Here is a 16850-nt window from a genome sequence, read left to right as displayed (position 1 = left end):
ACGGATTTCTGAGTTGCCTGCCATGCCTGCTTCCCGTCGCTTTCCGCTGTTGCTCATCGGCGCTTTCCTGGCCTTGTATCTGGTCTGGGGTTCCACCTACCTGTTTATCCGCATCGGCGTCGAGTCATGGCCGCCGATGCTAATGGCGGGGGTGCGCTTCCTGATCGCGGGCGCACTGCTGTACGGCTTCCTGCGCTGGCGCGGGGTGCCGGCACCGACCTGGCCGCAATGGCGTGCGGCGGGTGCCATCGGCTTTCTGCTGCTCAGCTGCGGCAATGGCGGTGTGACCGTCGCCGAGCATGCCGGCGTGGCATCGGGTGTGGCGGCGTTGGCGGTGGCCACGGTGCCGCTGTTCACCCTGCTATTCGGTTTGCTGTTCGGCCACCGCAACTCGCGCCTGGAATGGGCCGGGATCTTCCTTGGCCTGCTCGGTATCGCTTTGCTCAACCTGGGCTCGAACCTGCAGGCCAGCCCCATTGGCGCGGCGCTGATCCTGTTCGCGGCGGCGTCGTGGGCGTTCGGTTCGGTGTGGAGCAAAAGCCTGCCGCTGCCTCAGGGGCCGATGGCCAGTGCCGCCGAGATGCTGGTCGGCGGTGCGGTATTGCTCCTGGGCAGCGTGCTGTCGGGTGAGCGCATGACGCAGATGCCGACCGCCGCTGGCTGGGGCGCGCTGGCTTACCTGGTATTGTTCGGTTCGATCCTCGCCTTCAGTGCCTACATGTACCTGCTCAAGAACGTGCGCCCGGCAGCCGCTACCAGCTACGCCTACGTCAACCCGGCGGTGGCGGTGCTGCTGGGCATCGTTTTCGCCGGCGAAGAAATCGGCGCGGAAGAATGCCTGGCCATGGCGGTGATCATCGGCGCGGTGGTGCTGATTGGCCTGCCGCAGTGGCGCAAGGCGCCCGAGCAGCCGTTGAAGGGCGAAATCTGCAAGTAGCCAGGGGCGATGCGGTAAACTTGCCGCCTTCGCTGAACCCCCTGACGGTATTGCCATGAATTTCGCCCAACTCGGCCTGATCGAACCGCTGCTGCGCACCTTGCAGCAGCTGGACTACACCACCCCGACCCCGGTCCAGGCCAAGGCCATCCCCGCCGTGCTGGCTGGCCGCGACCTGATGGCTGCGGCCCAGACCGGCACCGGCAAGACCGCCGGTTTCGCCCTGCCAGTGCTGCAGCGCCTGGCCCTGGAAGGGGAGAAGGTCGCCAGCAATTCGATCCGCGCGCTGGTACTGGTGCCAACCCGCGAACTGGCCGAACAGGTGCACAACAACGTGCGCGAGTATGCCGAAAACCTGCCGCTCAGCACCTACGCGGTGTACGGCGGGGTCAGCATCAACCCACAGATGATGCGCCTACGCCGTGGCGTCGACCTGCTGGTTGCCACGCCTGGTCGTTTGCTCGACTTGTTCCGTCAGAACGCGGTGAAGTTCAACCAGGTGCAGACCCTGGTGCTCGACGAAGCCGACCGCATGCTCGACCTGGGCTTTGCCGAGGAGCTGCAGTCGGTGTACGCCGCCTTGCCGCGCAAGCGCCAGACGCTGCTGTTCTCTGCCACTTTCTCCGAGCAGATCCGCATGCTCGCGGGCCTGGCCCTGAACGACCCGCTGAGCATCGAGGTCAGCCCGCGCAACGCGGCCGCCACCACGGTCAAGCAGTGGCTGGTGCCTGTGGACAAGAAGCGCAAGACAGACTTGTTCATGCACCTGCTGCGCAAGCAGCGCTGGAAGCAGGTGCTGGTGTTCGCCAAGACCCGCAATGGCGTCGATCAGCTGGTCGAGCGCTTGCTGGCCGATGGTGTAAATGCCGATGGCATCCACGGCGACCGCCCGCAGGCTACCCGCCAGCGCGCGCTGGACAGCTTCAAGGCGCGGGAGATCCAGGTGCTGGTGGCGACCGATGTCGCGGCCCGTGGCCTGGATATCGACGACTTGCCGCTGGTGGTCAACCTCGACCTGCCGATCGTGGCCGAGGATTATGTGCACCGCATCGGCCGTACCGGCCGGGCTGGCAACAAAGGAGAGGCGATTTCGCTGGTGTGTGCCGATGAAGTGCAGATGCTGTCGGCGATTGAAGTGCTGACCCGGCAGACCTTGCCGCGTCATGAGGAACCCGACTTCATCCCCGAGCACCGGGTACCAATGACCGATGCCAGTGGCCAGGTGATCAAGAAGCCGAAGAAGCCCAAGAAGCCGAAAGAGAACAGCGCCAAGCGCGGTTTGGGGCGCTGGATGGACAGTACCGAAGCGGGAGCGGGTGAGCCGGCGGTGAAGGCCGTGCGCAAGGTGCCGAGCTTCAACAGCGGGCCACGCAAGCGCAAACCGTAAGCAGGCCCTGTGGGAGCGGGTTTACCCGCGAAGAATTCGACGCGCTGCATGGCACGGGCTCGGCCCGTGTTCGCGGGTAAACCCGCTCCCACGGGTACAGCGCCAGGTTCAATGTTTGCGCTGTACCCGTGGGTGCAGGCTTGCCTGCGATGGGCTGCAAAACAGCCCCGGCAATCGGTCAGGCAGAGCGCACCAACCAATCCACCGCCGCACGCCCCGCACGCAGCCCGCTGGCAAAGCAGGCCGTCAGCAGATACCCCCCGGTCGGCGCCTCCCAGTCCAGCATCTCGCCAGCACAGAACACCCCCGGCATCTGGCGAACCATCAAGCCTTCGTCCAGCCCTTCGAAACGCACGCCACCGGCACTGCTGATCGCCTCATCCAGCGGTCGAGTCCGCACCAGCGTGATCGGCAACGCCTTGATCGCCTGTGCCAGTGCCTGAGGATCCGCAAACGTCGCTTGATCCGTCAGCTCCCGCAGCAGGCCCGCCTTGACCCCATCGATCCCCAGCTGGCTGTGCAGATGCTTGGCCATCGACCGCGACCCGCGCGGCTTGGCCAGCGCCTGGGCAATCTTGTCCACAGGCTTGTCCGGCAGCAGATCGAGCAACAGCCTGGCTTGCCCCTCATGCTCAATGGCCTGGCGCAGCTGAGCCGACCATGCGTACACCAGGCTGCCTTCGACACCCTGTGCGGTGAGGATGAACTCGCCCTTGCGCGGCGCCATGCCCGGCACACTCAGGGCAATATTCTTCAGCGGAGCCCCCGCAAACTTGTCCACAAGCAGTGGACTCCAACCTTCGACCTCGAAGCCGCAGTTGCTCGGCCGCAGCTGGGAGATATCCACAGTGCGTTCCGCCAGCAAGGGCTGCCAGGCCCCATCGGAGCCCAGCCTCGCCCAGCTGGCGCCACCAAGGGCCAGCACCACGGCGTCGGCCTTGACCTGCAATTCACCCTGTGGATAAGCAATTCGCAAGCTCCCGTCGGCATTCCAGCCCAGCCAGCGATGGCGGGTGTGGATAACTACACCGTTGTCACGCAGGCGCCTGAGCCAGGCGCGCAGCAGCGGGGCCGCTTTCATGTCGGTCGGGAAAACCCGGCCTGAGGTACCGACAAAGGTTTCGATACCCAGCCCGTGAATCCACTGGCGCAGCGCATCGGCATCGAAGTCGCGCAGCAGCCCGTCGATCTCGGCCTGCCGTTCGGCGTAACGCGAAACGAACTGTGGATAAGCTTCCGAATGGGTAATGTTCATGCCGCCGACGCCGGCCAGCAGGAACTTGCGGCCCACCGATGGCATGGCGTCGAACACTTCCACCGCCAGGCCCGCCTGGGCCATGGCTTCTGCGGCCATCAGGCCGGCAGGGCCGCCGCCGATAACGACGGCCAGGGGAGGGGAAGCGGGGGATTTTTCTGACATGGTAGGCAGCAGGCTGTGGAAAAGACCGTGCATTCTAACGCAGCCGAGCCCATGGAAGCACTGAGCAAAAAATGATCAGCGTTCTGCAGCCCAGGCGGGTAAAGGGCTGCAGCGCCTTTCCCGCAGGTTATCCACAAGCGGTTCCACAGTCATTGTGAACAACCGATGACCCGCGCCGCACTGTGGTGAAGAATACCGTGGCGCTTGGCCAGGGCTTCACGGTCCTTGCTGTAGCCCCCGCCGATCACCCCGACCACCGGGATATCGCGGCCCAGGCAATGGCGCATCACCAGCTCGTCACGCGCCGCCAGGCCTTGGTCGGTGAGCTGCAGGTAACCCAGGGCATCGTCCTTGTGCACATCGACGCCGGCGTCGTACAGCACCAGGTCGGGTTGATACAGCGGCAGCAGGTAGTTCAGCGCATCCTCCACCACCTTGAGGTACGCCGCGTCGCCCATGCCGCGTGGCAGCGGAATGTCCCAGTCGCTGTGGGCCTTGCGCGCCGGGAAGTTCTGCTCGCAGTGCAGGGACACGGTGATGGCATCCGGGGTGTCGTGGAGGATGCGCGCCGTGCCGTCGCCCTGGTGCACGTCGCAGTCGAAGATCAGCACCCGGTGTACGCGGCCGGCTGCGAGCAGGTAGTGGCTGATCACTGCCAGGTCATTGAAGATGCAGAAGCCGGCCGGGTGGTCGTAGTGAGCGTGGTGGGTGCCGCCGGCCAGGTGGCAGGCGATACCGTGCTGCAGTGCCATCTCGGCGGTCAGCAGCGAACCGCCCACCGCGCGCACGGTACGCCGGGCCAGGGCTTCGCTCCAGGGCAGGCCGAGGCGACGCTGATCCTCGCGGGACAGCTCGCCGTTCATGTAGCGCTCGATGTAGCTGCGGTCATGGGCCAGGGCGAGGATATCGGCGGGGCAGATGTCCGGGCGCAGCAGGGCCTGGTCGGTGGTCAGCCCGCTGTCCACCAGGTGGTCGCGCAGCAGGCGGAACTTGTCCATGGGAAAGCGGTGCTCGGCGGGGAATTCCGGGCTGTAGTCTTCGTGGTAGATCAGCGGCAACGGCATGGGGAGTTCGCAATCGGGGCCAGCGCTGATCTTGCCATGGCCGGGGCTGCTGCGCAGCCCAATCGCCGGCAAGCCGGCTGCCACACTCACAGCGCCGCCCTCGATTTCGGCGCTGTGCCTGTGGCAGCCGGCTTGCCGGCGAAAGGGTTGAAGCTATTTTCCGACGCTGGCCAATACGCGTTGCCAATCCGGCTCGTTCAAGCGTCCGAGGATCCGCGCCTTGCCATTGGCGTCCACCGAGACGAACAACGCACTGGCATAGTCGCTTTCCCGCTCACCGCCAGCCACGCGCTGCTGCCGGGCGAAATGGTCGATGCAGCCATTGTGGGTCACCAGCACCAGGTTGTGCCCGGCACGCTTGCGCGCCAGTGCTTCGCGGGCGAACTGGTTGTCGCAGCTTTCCAGCCAGGCTTCGCTCGCCACGGCCTGGCCAAGGATGAAGTGCGCCGTCTGCTGGGTGCGCACCTTAGGGCTGGCAACCACATCGGCATTGCTCAGGCCCAGTTGCTTCAGGCCTTGGCCTACTCGCGTGGCGGCCTCACTGCCGGCCACGGTGATGCCGGTGGGGTCGTTCAGGCACGGGCCGGGAGCACTGTCGCAACGTTCGGCATGGCGGATCATCACGATCACCGCACCGTCGGCCCAGTCCTGCAGCAAGCCGCTTTCACTCAACTGCTGCGGGTTGCCAAGGTCGACGATATGGGTCCTTGTCGCCAGCCAGGTGGTCACTGCCGCGATGACCATGCAAAGGCCGAGCGCGGCACCGAGGGCTTTGCGCGACATGCGTCGCTTGCGACGGGCGTGGATGGCGGGGTGGCCCAGGGTGTTGCTCGGTTGCATGCGTCACTCCAATGGCGCGGTGTTGGTTTGGCGGCATTGTGCGCAGCCGTCTGTCGGGGGGCGGTGAAGGGGTTGTGAAAATTGCATTCCGGGCGCCGCCGGTTGCGTGAAAAACCCGGCCACGCCTACGCTGTAAAATGCCCCACCGCAAAACCGGAGTTCGTCCCATGACCCCCATCCTCCACCTGGAAAGTGCACGCCTGGTGCTACGCCAATGGCACGATGACGACCTGCGTGAGTTCGCCGCGATGTGTGCCGACCCGCAGGTGATGCGTTATTTTCCGGCACCGATGACGCGGCTGGAAGCGGCGGCGCTGATCGGCAGGATTCGTGGGCACTTCAACGAATACGGCTTCGGCCTGTGGGCCCTGGAGCGAAAGGACAGCGGGGCTTTCATCGGCATGACGGGGTTGCTCAATGTCAATTTCGACGCGCCGTTCGCCCCGGCGGTGGAGATTGGCTGGCGCCTGGCGCGGCGCCACTGGGGCCTGGGTTTTGCCAGCGAGGCGGCATGGACCTGCCTGCGTTGTGCTTTCGCCCAATTGCGCGTGGAGGAGGTGGTGTCGTTCACTAGCGAGAGCAACTTGCCGTCGCAGAAAGTCATGCAGGCCATTGGCATGGTCCAGGACGCCAATGGCAGCTTCGACCACCCCCGCCTGCCCATCGGGCACCCGCTGCGCCCCCATGTGCTGTACCGCATTGACCGCGCACGTTGGGAGCAGACCCTGCGTACTGAATGAGCCGCCATGCACGGCGTCGATGACAAACCCTGTATCATTTCCCACCTGAGAGCGCCGTAGAGCTGTGATGCCTTGCTAGGAGAACCCCCGATGAGTCATGTGTTGGACGACCTGGTCGACCTGTTGAGCCTCGAGTCGATCGAGGAGAACCTGTTCCGTGGCCGCAGCCAGGACCTGGGCTTCCGCCAGCTGTACGGTGGCCAGGTACTGGGCCAGTCGCTGTCGGCCGCCAGCCAGACGGTCGAGGATGCGCGCCATGTGCATTCGCTGCACGGTTACTTCCTGCGCCCAGGCGATGCCAGCCTGCCGGTTGTGTACTCGGTCGACCGCGTGCGCGACGGCGGCAGCTTCAGTACCCGGCGGGTGACGGCGATCCAGAAGGGCCAGCCGATCTTTACCTGCAGTGCGTCGTTCCAGTACGACGAGGAAGGCTTCGAGCACCAGACGCAGATGCCCGATGTGGTCGGCCCGGAAAACCTGCCGACCGAAGTCGAGCTGGCCAGCGCCCATGCCGACAAGCTGCCCGAGCGCATCCGCGACAAGGTGCTGTGCGCCAAGCCGATCGAGATCCGCCCGGTCACCGAGCGCGACCCGTTCAACCCCCAGCCCGGCGACCCGGTGAAGTACGCCTGGTTCCGCGCCGACGGCACGCTCCCAGACGTCCCGGCGCTGCACAAGTACCTGCTGGCCTACGCCTCCGATTTCGGCCTGCTGACCACGTCGCTGCTGCCCCATGGCAAGTCGGTTTGGCAGCGTGACATGCAGATCGCCAGCCTCGACCATTCGCTGTGGTTCCACCGCAACCTGCGCGCCGATGAGTGGCTGCTGTACGCCACCGACAGCCCCTGGGCCGGCAATGCCCGTGGCTTCTGCCGCGGCAGCATCTTCAACCGCGCTGGCCAGCTGGTGGCGTCGTCGACCCAGGAAGGCCTGATTCGCCACCGCAAGGACTGGGCATGAGCCTGGGCGATATCCGCAACTGGGTGTTCGACATGGACGGCACCCTGACCGTAGCGGTGCACGATTTTGCCGCCATCCGTGTCGCCCTGGATATCCCGGCCGAGCACGACATTCTTACCCACCTGGCGGCGCTGCCAGCGGCAGAGGCGGCAGCCAAGCATGCCTGGCTGCTGGAGCATGAACGCGACCTGGCGATTGCCTCGACCGCGGCCGCCGGCGCGGTGGAACTGGTGCGTGAGTTGGCCGGGCGCGGTTGCCGCCTGGGCATACTGACCCGCAATGCGCGGGAGCTGGCGCATGTGACGCTGGAGGCGATCGGCCTGGCCGACTGCTTCCAGGTCGAGCACATTCTCGGGCGCGATGAGGCCGAGCCCAAGCCGAGCCCGGATGGGCTGTTGAAGATCGCCGGTGCCTGGGGCGTGGCGCCCAGCGAGCTGGTGATGGTCGGGGACTACCGCTTTGACCTGGACTGTGGGCGGGCCGCTGGCGCGCGCACGGTGCTGGTGAACCTGCCGGATAACCCGTGGCCTGAGCTGGTGGATTGGCATGCCGCCGATTGCCTGGCATTGCGGGGGCTTTTGGGCTGACTCGTGTGTCGCCTGTGGGGCCACTTCGCGGGTAAACCCGCTCCTACAGGATCTCTGCAAGCTCGAATCTGGTGTGATAGCTGTGGGAGCGGGCTTGCCCGCGAAAGGGCCGGAAATGGCTATGCTCAACCCCTGACTTTCCCTGAATGGAGCCTCACCCATGACCAGCAAGGCCATCTATGTGCAACGCGGCGGCGGCTACGACAAGGTCGAGGTCGGCACTTGCGAGGCCCCGGCGCCCAAGGCCGGCGAGATCACCGTGCAGCTGCACGCCAGCTCCCTCAACTATCACGACTTCGCCGTAGTCAGTGGCATGTGGGGCCCGAGCGAGCGGCGTATTCCGATGGCCGACGGTGCCGGCGAAGTGGTTGCGGTCGGTGCGGGCGTGAGTGAATTCAAGGTGGGCGACAACGTCGTCAGCACGTTCTTCCCCGACTGGCTCGATGGCCAGGCCAATGTCGAAGGCTTTGGCCGGGTACCCGGTGATGGCCTCGACGGCTACGCGCGCGAACAGGTGACCGCTGCGGCGACAGCCTTCACCCTGGCGCCTCAAGGTTTCAGCCACGCCGAGGCCGCGACCCTGACCACGGCAGGCCTCACCGCCTGGCGCGCGTTGATGAGCGATGACCACCTCAAGCCCGGCGACACCGTGCTGGTGCAGGGCACCGGCGGTGTGTCGATCTTCGCCCTGCAGTTCGCCAAGCTGGCGGGTGCCACGGTGATCGCCACGTCGTCCAGCGACGCCAAGCTCGAACGCCTCAAGGCCCTCGGCGCCGACCACCTGATCAACTACAAGAGCACCCCGGCCTGGGGCGAGAAGGCGCGTGAGCTCACCGGCAATCGCGGCGTCGATCATGTGATCGAAGTGGGTGGGCCGGCGACCCTGGAGCAGTCGATGATCGCTGCGCGCATCGGCGGGCATGTGTCACTGATCGGCATTCTCACCGGCGTGGCCGGGCAGTTGCCGCTGGTGCAGGCACTGGTGCGGCAGATCCGCCTGCAAGGGGTGCTGGTGGGCAGCCGTGCGCAGCAGCAGGCGATGGTGCGGGCAATCGATGCCAATGGCTTGCGGCCGGTGGTGGACAAGCATTTCGAGCTGGAGCAGATCGTCGAGGCGTTCCGCTATCAGGAAAGCAACCGGCATTTCGGCAAGATCTGCCTGACCTGGTGAAACGGTAACTACGGTTCGACAAGCCCAATGCATTGCGCACATCGGCAAGGCAGTGCTGTGCGCAAGGGCGCCTGCAGGTGCTGGTGGATAGGGCATTGGCCTGAGCTTTTTTAGGGGCCTGCGCTGGCCTATTCGCGGGCAAGCCCGCTCCCACAGGTTCTCCACAAGATTCGGGCCTTTGGGCGATCCTGTGGGAGCGGGCTTGCCCGCGAAAGGCCTGCACCGCCGTCCCTAGTCCGGCAGCAACCGGTCCCGGCTGTTGGACAGGTGCAGGCAGATCGCTGCCCGCGCCGCGTCCGGGTCCTGCCGGCGGATGGCATTGAGGATCGCCTCATGCTCAAGGTTGGCCAGGTACGCATGCCGCGCCAGCTTGGCCCCGGCGCGTTCAGCCAAGGCCATGCGGTTACGCGGGATCAGACCATTGCCCAGCTGCGCCATCATCTCGCTGAAATACAGGTTGCCGGTGGCCTCGGCGATCAGCAGGTGAAAGCGCCGGTCAGCCTCGATGCAGCTGTCCCCGGCAGCCGCCAGGTCCTGATAGTCATCCAGCGCCTTGCGCATGCGCGCCAGCTGCTCGTCACTGCGGCGCACGGCGGCGAGGGCCGCCGCCTGGCCCTCCAGGCCGATGCGCAGCTCCAGCAGGTCACGCACGCTCGCGGCATTCTCCGCTCCCACCCGCAAACCCGCCTGGCCCTGGCGCGCCATCACGAACGTGCCGATGCCGTGGCGCGGCTCCACCAGGCCTGAGGCCTGCAACTTCGACAGCGCTTCGCGGACCACGGTGCGACTGACGCCATGCTCGCGTACCAGGGTGTTCTCCGAAGGCAGCTTGTCCCCCGGTTTGAAGGTGCCCAGCAGAATCTGCTGGGTCAGGCTCGACACCAGGTCATGGGCGCGGCTGTGGCTGCGTTTGGCGTGGGGAGTATCCATGGCGATTTCCGGGTCTGGGTTACTTGTACGACAAGTTAACCAATAAAAATAATTTTTGCCTGGTTTTTCTTTGCAGGGTGCACGCCGGTTTCAAGCGATAGCGTCATATTCGATGCAGTATTGCTATTTATCTGCTTGTATTTTGCCATTTCAGCGACATTTGGCATCTTGTCGTACAACCTCGCTGCGCATATGCTCCGTCCCACTGTCATGTCAGACAACTTCGACCCGCACAAAAACAATTAGTGGGAGATCTACCTGTGAACGACACCCTCGCTCCGTCTGCCCGGAATGAAGGCGACGCTTTGGCCAGTGCCGTGGCCAAGGTCAAGCGCCACGTCCTGCCGCTGTTTGTCATCATGTTCATCGTCAACTACCTCGACCGCGTCAACATCGGCTTCGTCCGGCCGCACCTGGAAAGCGACCTGGGCATCAGCGCCGCCGCCTTTGGCTTCGGCGCCGGGCTGTTCTTCATCGGCTATGCGCTGTTCGAGGTACCCTCGAACATGTTGCTGCAAAAGGTCGGTGCGCGGCTGTGGCTGACCCGCATCATGTTCACCTGGGGCCTGGTGGCCACCGCCATGGCCTTCGTCCAGAACGAAACCCAGTTCTACGTGCTGCGCTTCCTGTTGGGCGTGGCCGAGGCGGGCTTCTTCCCGGGTGTGATCTATTACTTCACCCGCTGGCTGCCGGCCGCCGAGCGCGGCAAGGCGATTGCCATCTTCCTCAGCGGTTCGGCCTTGGCTTCGCTGATTTCCGGGCCGCTGGCCGGCGCGCTGATGCAGATCCAGGGCCTGGGCCTGCATGGCTGGCAGTGGATGCTGTTCATCGAAGGCATGGCCTCGGTGACCCTGTGCTTCTTCGTGTTCTTCTGGCTCGACTCCAAGCCGCAGGATGCCAAGTGGCTGAGCCAGGCCGAGCAGGACGCACTGGTCGCGACCATCGACCGCGAGCAGCGTGAGCGCGAGGCCGTCGGCGCGGTGAAGCCTTCGGCCTGGAGCCTGCTCAAGGACCGCCAGATCGTGCTGTTCTGCCTGATCTACTTCTGCATCCAGCTGACCATCTACGCCGCCACCTTCTGGCTGCCGAGCATCATCAAGCGCATGGGCGACCTCAGCGACTTGCAGGTCGGCTTCTTCAACTCGATCCCGTGGCTGATCTCGATCATTGCCATGTATGCCTTCGCCGCCGGCTCGACGCGCTGGAAGTTCCAGCAGGCCTGGGTTGCTGGCGCCCTGGTGGTCGCTGCCATCGGCATGTTCATGTCCACCACCGGTGGCCCGGTGTTCGCCTTCGTCGCCGTTTGCTTCGCCGCCATCGGCTTCAAGTCGGCCTCGTCGCTGTTCTGGCCGATTCCGCAAGGCTACCTGGATGCCCGCATCGCCGCGGCCGTGATCGCCTTGATCAACTCGGTCGGCAACCTCGGCGGCTTCGTCGCCCCCACCACCTTCGGCCTGCTCGAGCAGCAGACCGGGTCGATCCAGGGCGGGTTGTATGGCCTGGCCGTGACTTCGGTGCTGGCGGCCATTGCCGTCTTCTTCGTACGCATTCGCCCAAAGGGCGCTCCTTCTGACGACCTCAAGGCGCCTTCGGCCTTGGGCCAGACCCACTGATGACTGCGAGACAACAACCATGAACATGCAGACCAACCCCCCCGTTCACACCAGCACCCCGGTCGTCACCGAGCTGCGCGTGATCCCCGTCGCCGGCCACGACAGCATGCTGCTCAACCTCAGTGGCGCCCATGGCCCGTACTTCACCCGCAACGTCGTGGTGCTACGCGACAGCGCAGGTAACACCGGCCTGGGCGAAGTGCCTGGTGGCGAGAAGATCCGCCAGACCCTGGAAGACGCCCGCAGCCTGGTGGTCGGCCAGCCGATCGGCCATTACCAGCGCGTGCTCAATGCCATGCGCCAGACCTTCGCCAACCGCGATTCCGCTGGCCGTGGCCTGCAGACCTTCGACCTGCGCATCACCGTGCACGCAGTGACTGCCATCGAGTCGGCGCTGCTCGACCTGCTCGGTCAGCACCTCAACGTGCCGATGGCGGCCCTGCTGGGTGAGGGCCAACAGCGCGAGGCAGTGAAGATGCTCGGCTACCTGTTCTACATCGGTGACCGCCAGCAGACCGACCTGGCCTACCGCAACGAAGCCGATGCCGATGATGACTGGTTCCGCCTGCGCCACGAGAAGGCCCTGACCCCGGAAGCTGTCGTGCGTCTGGCCGAAGCGGCCAAGCAGCGTTATGGCTTCAGCGACTTCAAGCTCAAGGGCGGCGTGCTGCGCGGCGAGGAGGAAATGGAAGCAGTGACGGCCTTGGCCGAACGCTTCCCCGAAGCGCGCATCACCCTGGACCCGAACGGCGCCTGGTCGCTGAAGGAAGCCATCGCCCTGTGCCGCGACAAGCACGCTGTGTTGGCCTACGCCGAAGACCCGTGCGGTGCCGAGAACGGCTATTCGGGCCGTGAAGTGATGGCCGAGTTCCGCCGTGCCACCGGCCTGCCGACGGCCACCAACATGATCGCCACCGACTGGCGGCAGATGGGCCATACGATCCACCTGCAGTCGGTGGACATCCCCCTGGCCGACCCGCACTTCTGGACCTTGCAGGGCTCGGTGCGGGTGGCGCAGATGTGCAACGACTGGGGCCTGACATGGGGCTCGCACTCGAACAACCACTTCGACATTTCGCTGGCGATGTTCACCCAGGTGGCGGCTGCTGCACCGGGTGAAATCACGGCCATCGACACCCACTGGATCTGGCAGGACGGCCAGCGCCTGACCCGTGACCCGCTGCGCATCGTCGATGGCCATGTGCGGGTGCCGGCGCGGCCTGGGCTGGGCGTGGAGCTGGATGAAGACCAGCTGGCCAAGGCCCATGAGTGCTACCGCAACATGGGCTTGGGCGCGCGGGATGACAGTGTGGCGATGCAGTTCCTGATCCCGGGTTGGAGCTTCGACAACAAGCGGCCTTGCCTGGTGCGTTAAGGCTGCCGGCCTCTTCGCGGGCACGCCCGCTCCCACAGGGTCTTGTGCAGTACCTGTGGGAGCGGGCGTGTCGGGGCGCCGAACCGCCGCGAAGAAGCCAACACCATTTACCCTGCTTCAAAGAATGCCCGCGCCATCGCCACAAAGGCCCCCAGCACCGGGTTCGGGTTATCCCGGCAAAACGCCAGAAAGATCTCCGCCTGCTGCTCCATCCCCACCAACGGCTTGAACACCACCTGCTCCAGGCGCAACGCCTGCGCCGAAGCCGGCACCACCGCACAGCCCAACCCGACATTGACCAGGCCCAGAATCGAATGCGTCTGCCCCAGCTGATGCAGATACCGCGGCTGCACCTCATGCCGGGCAAACAGGTTGGCGATGCGGTCATGGAAATAGCGCCCTTCGTTGGCGCTGTACATCACGAACGGCTGCTCATCGAAATCACTCGGCCTGAGCCGCTCGCGGGCTGCCAGCGGATGCCCGGCGGGCAGGGCGGCGACGAAGGGTTCGCGGTGGATCGGCAGGTACTCCACGCGCGCGCTGGGCAGCACCTGGCGCACCAGGCCGACATCGATCAGGCCGGCCTCCAGGTCGTGCACCTGGGTGGACGAGACGCGCTCGCTGAGCACCAGCTCGATGTCTGGCAAGGTTTGCCCGGCGTGCACCAGCAAGCGTGGGATCATGCTGTAGGCGCCGACGGCGGTGAAGCCCAGGGTCAGGCGGCCGGCTTCGCCATGGGCGATGCGCCGCGCCGACTGGCTGGCCGATTCGGCGACTTGCAGGATACGCCGGGCGTCGTCGAGAAAGCTTTGCCCGGCCAGGGTCAGGCGTGCCTGGCGGTTGTTGCGCTCCAGCAACAGCACCCCGAGAGAATGTTCCAGCAGCTGGATCTGCCGGCTCAGCGGCGGCTGGGTCATGTGCAGGCGGGTGGCGGCGCGGCCGAAATGCAGCTCTTCGGCGACGGCGACGAAGCAGCGCAGCTGGTGCAGCTCCATGATTCAATTCCTGAATTATTCGATCCAGCATCTATATTAGACCTGTATCAAATGCGGGCCTAGCATCGAGTCATGTCTTCGAACTGCCGGATGCCCAGGATGAACAACCCTTCCATCGACGTGCTGCTGACCCAGCCTGTGCCAGAGGCCATCGACGCCCAGTTGGTCAGCGCTTATCAGGTACATCGCCTTTATCAGCATGACCACCCGCAACAACTGCTCGCCGAGGTTGGCCCGCGCATTCGCGGCGTGGTCACCGGCGGCGCCAAGGGCCTGTCGAACGCGCTGATGGACCAGTTGCCTGCCCTCGAGATCATCGCCATCAGCGGTATTGGCACCGACGCCGTGGACCTGCGCCACGCGGCCAGCCGCGGCATCCACGTGACCACCACGCCGGGCGTGCTTACCGCCGATGTGGCCGACCTGGCGATGGGCCTGATCATCAGTACCCTGCGCCGCCTGGGCGAGGGGGAGCGGCTGGTGCGCGACGGTTTGTGGGGCACGGTCAACCTGCCCTTGGCGCGCAAGGTCAGCGGCATCGAACTGGGCATCATCGGGCTTGGCCAGGTGGGCAAGGCTATCGCGCGGCGCGCCGCTGCATTCGACATGCGCATTGCCTACAACGGGCGGCGCGAGCAGGCAGAAACCGGTTACCGCTTTGAGGCCGATCTGGTCGCGTTGGCGCGTTCGGTGGATGTGCTGGTGGTTGCAGCGTCCGCCGATGGCGGCCAGGTGCTGGTGACGGCCGAGGTGCTCGATGCACTGGGGCCGCAGGGGTACCTGGTCAATGTGGCGCGCGGCAAGTTGGTCGATGAGGACGCGCTGGTCGAGGCGTTGCGTGAACAACGCATCGCCGGGGCCGGGCTGGATGTGTTCGTCGATGAACCCTACGTGCCGCCGGCGCTATGTGATCTGAACCAGGTTGCACTGCAGCCGCATCGAGGCAGTGCCACGCTGCAGACCCGGCTGGAGATGGGGCGCATGGTGCTGAACAACCTTGAGGCCTGTTTTCGCGGTGAGCTGCCGCCGAATCGGGTGATCGACCTTTAGAGCCTCTTCGCGGGCAAGCCCGCTCCCACAGGAATGCCACGGTATTCGGCATCTCTGCAAATTCTGTGGGAGCGGGCTTGCCCGCGAAGAGGCCGGTACAGGCAACACAAGGCCCAAGAGCCACACCTTCTCCGCACAAGAACAATCGCTTCCACCGAGAAGCAAGAGGGTCCACATGAACAGCAAATCCGCCGTCGCCGCATCGCAGGCCGTGGCCGGGATCGGTCGCCATCGCTTCCTGGTCCTGGCGCTGATCTTCGTCATCACCGTCATCAACTACGCCGACCGCGCCACCCTGTCGATCACCGGCACCGAGGTATTGAAAGACCTGGGCCTCGACCCTGTGATGCTGGGCATGATCTTCTCGGCCTTCGCCTGGGCCTACGCCCTGGGCCAGGTCCCTGGCGGCTGGCTGCTCGACCGTTTCGGCGCACGCCGGGTCTATGGCATCAGCCTGATTCTCTGGTCACTGTTCACCCTGCTGCAGGGCACGGTCGGCTGGCTGGGGCTGGCCGGTGCTTCGGCGGCAGTGTCGCTGTTTTCCATGCGCTTCATGCTCGGCCTGGTGGAGTCACCGGCGTTCCCGGCCAACTCGCGCATCGTCAGTTGCTGGTTCCCCACCCGTGAACGCGGCACAGCCTCGGCCCTGTTCAACTCGGCGCAGTACATGGCCGTGGTGCTGTTCACCCCGCTGATGGCATGGATGACCCACACCCTGAGCTGGGAGCAGGTGTTCATCTGGATGGGCGTGCTGGGGCTGGTGCTGAGCGTGGTGTGGTTCCGGCTTTATCACGAGCCGCACAGCGCGCCGGGGTTGAGCCGCGAAGAGCTGGACTACATGCGCGAAGGCGGTGCGCTGGTCGACCTGGAAAAGGAACGCAAGACGGCCAGGAGCAAACCGACCCGCGCCGAGATCGCACAGCTGTTCACCAGCCGCAACCTGTGGGCGGTGTACCTGGGCCAGTACTGCATCACCGCGCTTACCTACTTCTTCATCACCTGGTTCCCGATCTACCTGATCAAGGGCCGTGGCATGACCATCATGGAGGCCGGCTGGGTCGCCGCGCTGCCGGCCATCTGCGGTTTCACCGGCGGCATCCTCGGCGGCTTCGTCTCGGACTGCCTGATCCGCCGCGGCGTGCACCCGTCCAAGGCGCGCAAGACCCCGTTCGTAATCGGCATGGCGCTGTCTACCAGTCTGGTGCTGGCCAACTATGTGGAGGGCAATGCGGCGGTGATCGCGCTGATGACCCTGGCCTTCTTCGGCAAGGGCCTGGCGGCGGTGGGCTGGGCGGTGTTGTCGGATGTGGCGCCGAAGAAGATGATCGGGCTGTGTGGCGGCGTGTTCAACGGCATCGGCAACATCGCCGGCATCGTCACCCCGCTGGTGATCGGCTACGTGGTCGCCAGCACGGGCTCGTTCCACAACGCACTCTGGTTCGTGGCCGCCCATGGCGTGCTGGGAATCTTCGCTTACCTGTTGCTGGCCAGGCGCTTCGAGCGTACCGGGCAGGCGTAGGCAGACGCCTGAGCAACAGAGGCCCTGGGTGACCGGGGCTTTTTTGTGCATGCGACAAACCCACCCAATTGAATTGCGAAAGCTTCAGACGGCCTGCTGGCGTGATTGGACAAGCCGTTCGCGAGATCTGGCGTTTATGGAAATGCGCTGTCGTGATCGAACAGTTCCGAGGCGTTCTCGTGTAATTTCCCACAGCCTCGCGGGGCTTAAATGAAGCCCGAACCGCACCGGCATCTTGCTCTGTGACGCGTGCCAAAGATCA

The 16850-nt window shown here is 65.1% G+C and carries 15 protein-coding genes; 10 read left to right on the top strand and 5 right to left on the bottom strand.

Annotated elements, in window-relative coordinates:
- Positions 1 to 22 precede the first annotated feature (22 nt).
- A complete protein-coding gene (yedA, locus tag ACIPZ5_RS15445; RefSeq protein ID WP_343600120.1) occupies positions 23 to 937 on the top strand; it encodes a drug/metabolite exporter YedA in 915 nt (304 codons plus the stop codon).
- Between the two features lie 55 nt (positions 938 to 992).
- Positions 993 to 2324: a DEAD/DEAH box helicase gene (locus ACIPZ5_RS15440; RefSeq protein ID WP_313710568.1), complete on the top strand. Its 1332-nt coding sequence runs from the start codon at positions 993 to 995 to the stop codon at positions 2322 to 2324.
- 178 nt (positions 2325 to 2502) lie between these two features.
- On the opposite strand, the gene ACIPZ5_RS15435 is transcribed toward ACIPZ5_RS15440, so the two are convergent.
- The 3 genes from ACIPZ5_RS15435 to ACIPZ5_RS15425 all read right to left on the bottom strand — a co-directional run bounded on the left by ACIPZ5_RS15435 (position 2503) and on the right by ACIPZ5_RS15425 (position 5648).
- Positions 2503 to 3744, bottom strand: a complete 1242-nt coding sequence (locus ACIPZ5_RS15435) for a TIGR03862 family flavoprotein (RefSeq protein ID WP_400809510.1) — start codon at positions 3742 to 3744, stop codon at positions 2503 to 2505.
- A 149-nt stretch (positions 3745 to 3893) separates the two neighbouring features.
- Positions 3894 to 4808, bottom strand: a complete 915-nt coding sequence (locus ACIPZ5_RS15430) for a histone deacetylase (RefSeq protein ID WP_400809636.1) — start codon at positions 4806 to 4808, stop codon at positions 3894 to 3896.
- Positions 4809 to 4961: 153 nt separating this feature from the next.
- The gene (locus ACIPZ5_RS15425) at positions 4962 to 5648 is read right to left on the bottom strand and encodes a histidine phosphatase family protein (protein ID WP_343600126.1); all 687 of its coding nucleotides are present in this window, start codon (positions 5646 to 5648) and stop codon (positions 4962 to 4964) included.
- 167 nt (positions 5649 to 5815) lie between these two features.
- On the opposite strand from ACIPZ5_RS15425, the gene ACIPZ5_RS15420 reads away from it, so the two are divergent.
- The 4 genes from ACIPZ5_RS15420 (at position 5816) to ACIPZ5_RS15405 (ending at position 9106) form a co-directional block, all read left to right on the top strand.
- The gene (locus ACIPZ5_RS15420) at positions 5816 to 6388 is read left to right on the top strand and encodes a GNAT family N-acetyltransferase (RefSeq protein ID WP_261941676.1); all 573 of its coding nucleotides are present in this window, start codon (positions 5816 to 5818) and stop codon (positions 6386 to 6388) included.
- Positions 6389 to 6478: 90 nt separating this feature from the next.
- Positions 6479 to 7348, top strand: coding sequence for an acyl-CoA thioesterase II (gene tesB / locus ACIPZ5_RS15415; protein WP_313710572.1), 870 nt, complete (start codon positions 6479 to 6481; stop codon positions 7346 to 7348).
- On the top strand, positions 7345 to 7935 hold the full coding sequence (locus tag ACIPZ5_RS15410) for an HAD family hydrolase (protein ID WP_400809507.1): 591 nt from the start codon (positions 7345 to 7347) through the stop codon (positions 7933 to 7935). Before tesB ends, ACIPZ5_RS15410 begins: the two co-directional genes overlap by 4 nt.
- Before the next feature lie 160 nt (positions 7936 to 8095).
- Positions 8096 to 9106, top strand: a complete 1011-nt coding sequence (locus ACIPZ5_RS15405; RefSeq protein WP_400809504.1) for an NAD(P)-dependent alcohol dehydrogenase — start codon at positions 8096 to 8098, stop codon at positions 9104 to 9106.
- Positions 9107 to 9337: 231 nt separating this feature from the next.
- On the opposite strand, the gene ACIPZ5_RS15400 is transcribed toward ACIPZ5_RS15405, so the two are convergent.
- Positions 9338 to 10036: a FadR/GntR family transcriptional regulator gene (locus ACIPZ5_RS15400; RefSeq protein WP_261941673.1), complete on the bottom strand. Its 699-nt coding sequence runs from the start codon at positions 10034 to 10036 to the stop codon at positions 9338 to 9340.
- 260 nt (positions 10037 to 10296) lie between these two features.
- On the opposite strand from ACIPZ5_RS15400, the gene ACIPZ5_RS15395 reads away from it, so the two are divergent.
- Positions 10297 to 11649 carry an MFS transporter gene (locus tag ACIPZ5_RS15395; RefSeq protein WP_343600134.1) on the top strand — a complete coding sequence of 451 codons (1353 nt, stop codon included), beginning with the start codon at positions 10297 to 10299 and terminating at the stop codon, positions 11647 to 11649.
- Positions 11650 to 11668: 19 nt separating this feature from the next.
- On the top strand, positions 11669 to 13024 hold the full coding sequence (gene gudD / locus ACIPZ5_RS15390; RefSeq protein WP_400809501.1) for a glucarate dehydratase: 1356 nt from the start codon (positions 11669 to 11671) through the stop codon (positions 13022 to 13024).
- A 107-nt stretch (positions 13025 to 13131) separates the two neighbouring features.
- On the opposite strand, the gene ACIPZ5_RS15385 is transcribed toward gudD, so the two are convergent.
- Complete coding sequence (locus ACIPZ5_RS15385) at positions 13132 to 14019, bottom strand: LysR substrate-binding domain-containing protein (RefSeq protein WP_343599404.1); 888 nt, start codon at positions 14017 to 14019, stop codon at positions 13132 to 13134.
- Between the two features lie 99 nt (positions 14020 to 14118).
- Between ACIPZ5_RS15385 and ACIPZ5_RS15380 the strand changes: the two genes are divergently transcribed.
- Together ACIPZ5_RS15380 and ACIPZ5_RS15375 are read left to right on the top strand one after the other, a co-directional pair.
- Entirely contained in the window at positions 14119 to 15069 is a 951-nt protein-coding gene (locus tag ACIPZ5_RS15380; protein WP_400809498.1) for a 2-hydroxyacid dehydrogenase, read from the top strand.
- Positions 15070 to 15244: 175 nt separating this feature from the next.
- Positions 15245 to 16588, top strand: a complete 1344-nt coding sequence (locus ACIPZ5_RS15375; RefSeq protein ID WP_400809496.1) for an MFS transporter — start codon at positions 15245 to 15247, stop codon at positions 16586 to 16588.
- Positions 16589 to 16850 lie beyond the last annotated feature (262 nt).

Source organism: Pseudomonas sp. NPDC089428 (genome assembly GCF_044749325.1).
Classification (GTDB): Bacteria; Pseudomonadota; Gammaproteobacteria; order Pseudomonadales; family Pseudomonadaceae; genus Aquipseudomonas.
The sequence above is the reverse complement of the archived record's forward strand: the minus strand, read 5'-3'. Positions and strand labels throughout refer to the sequence as shown.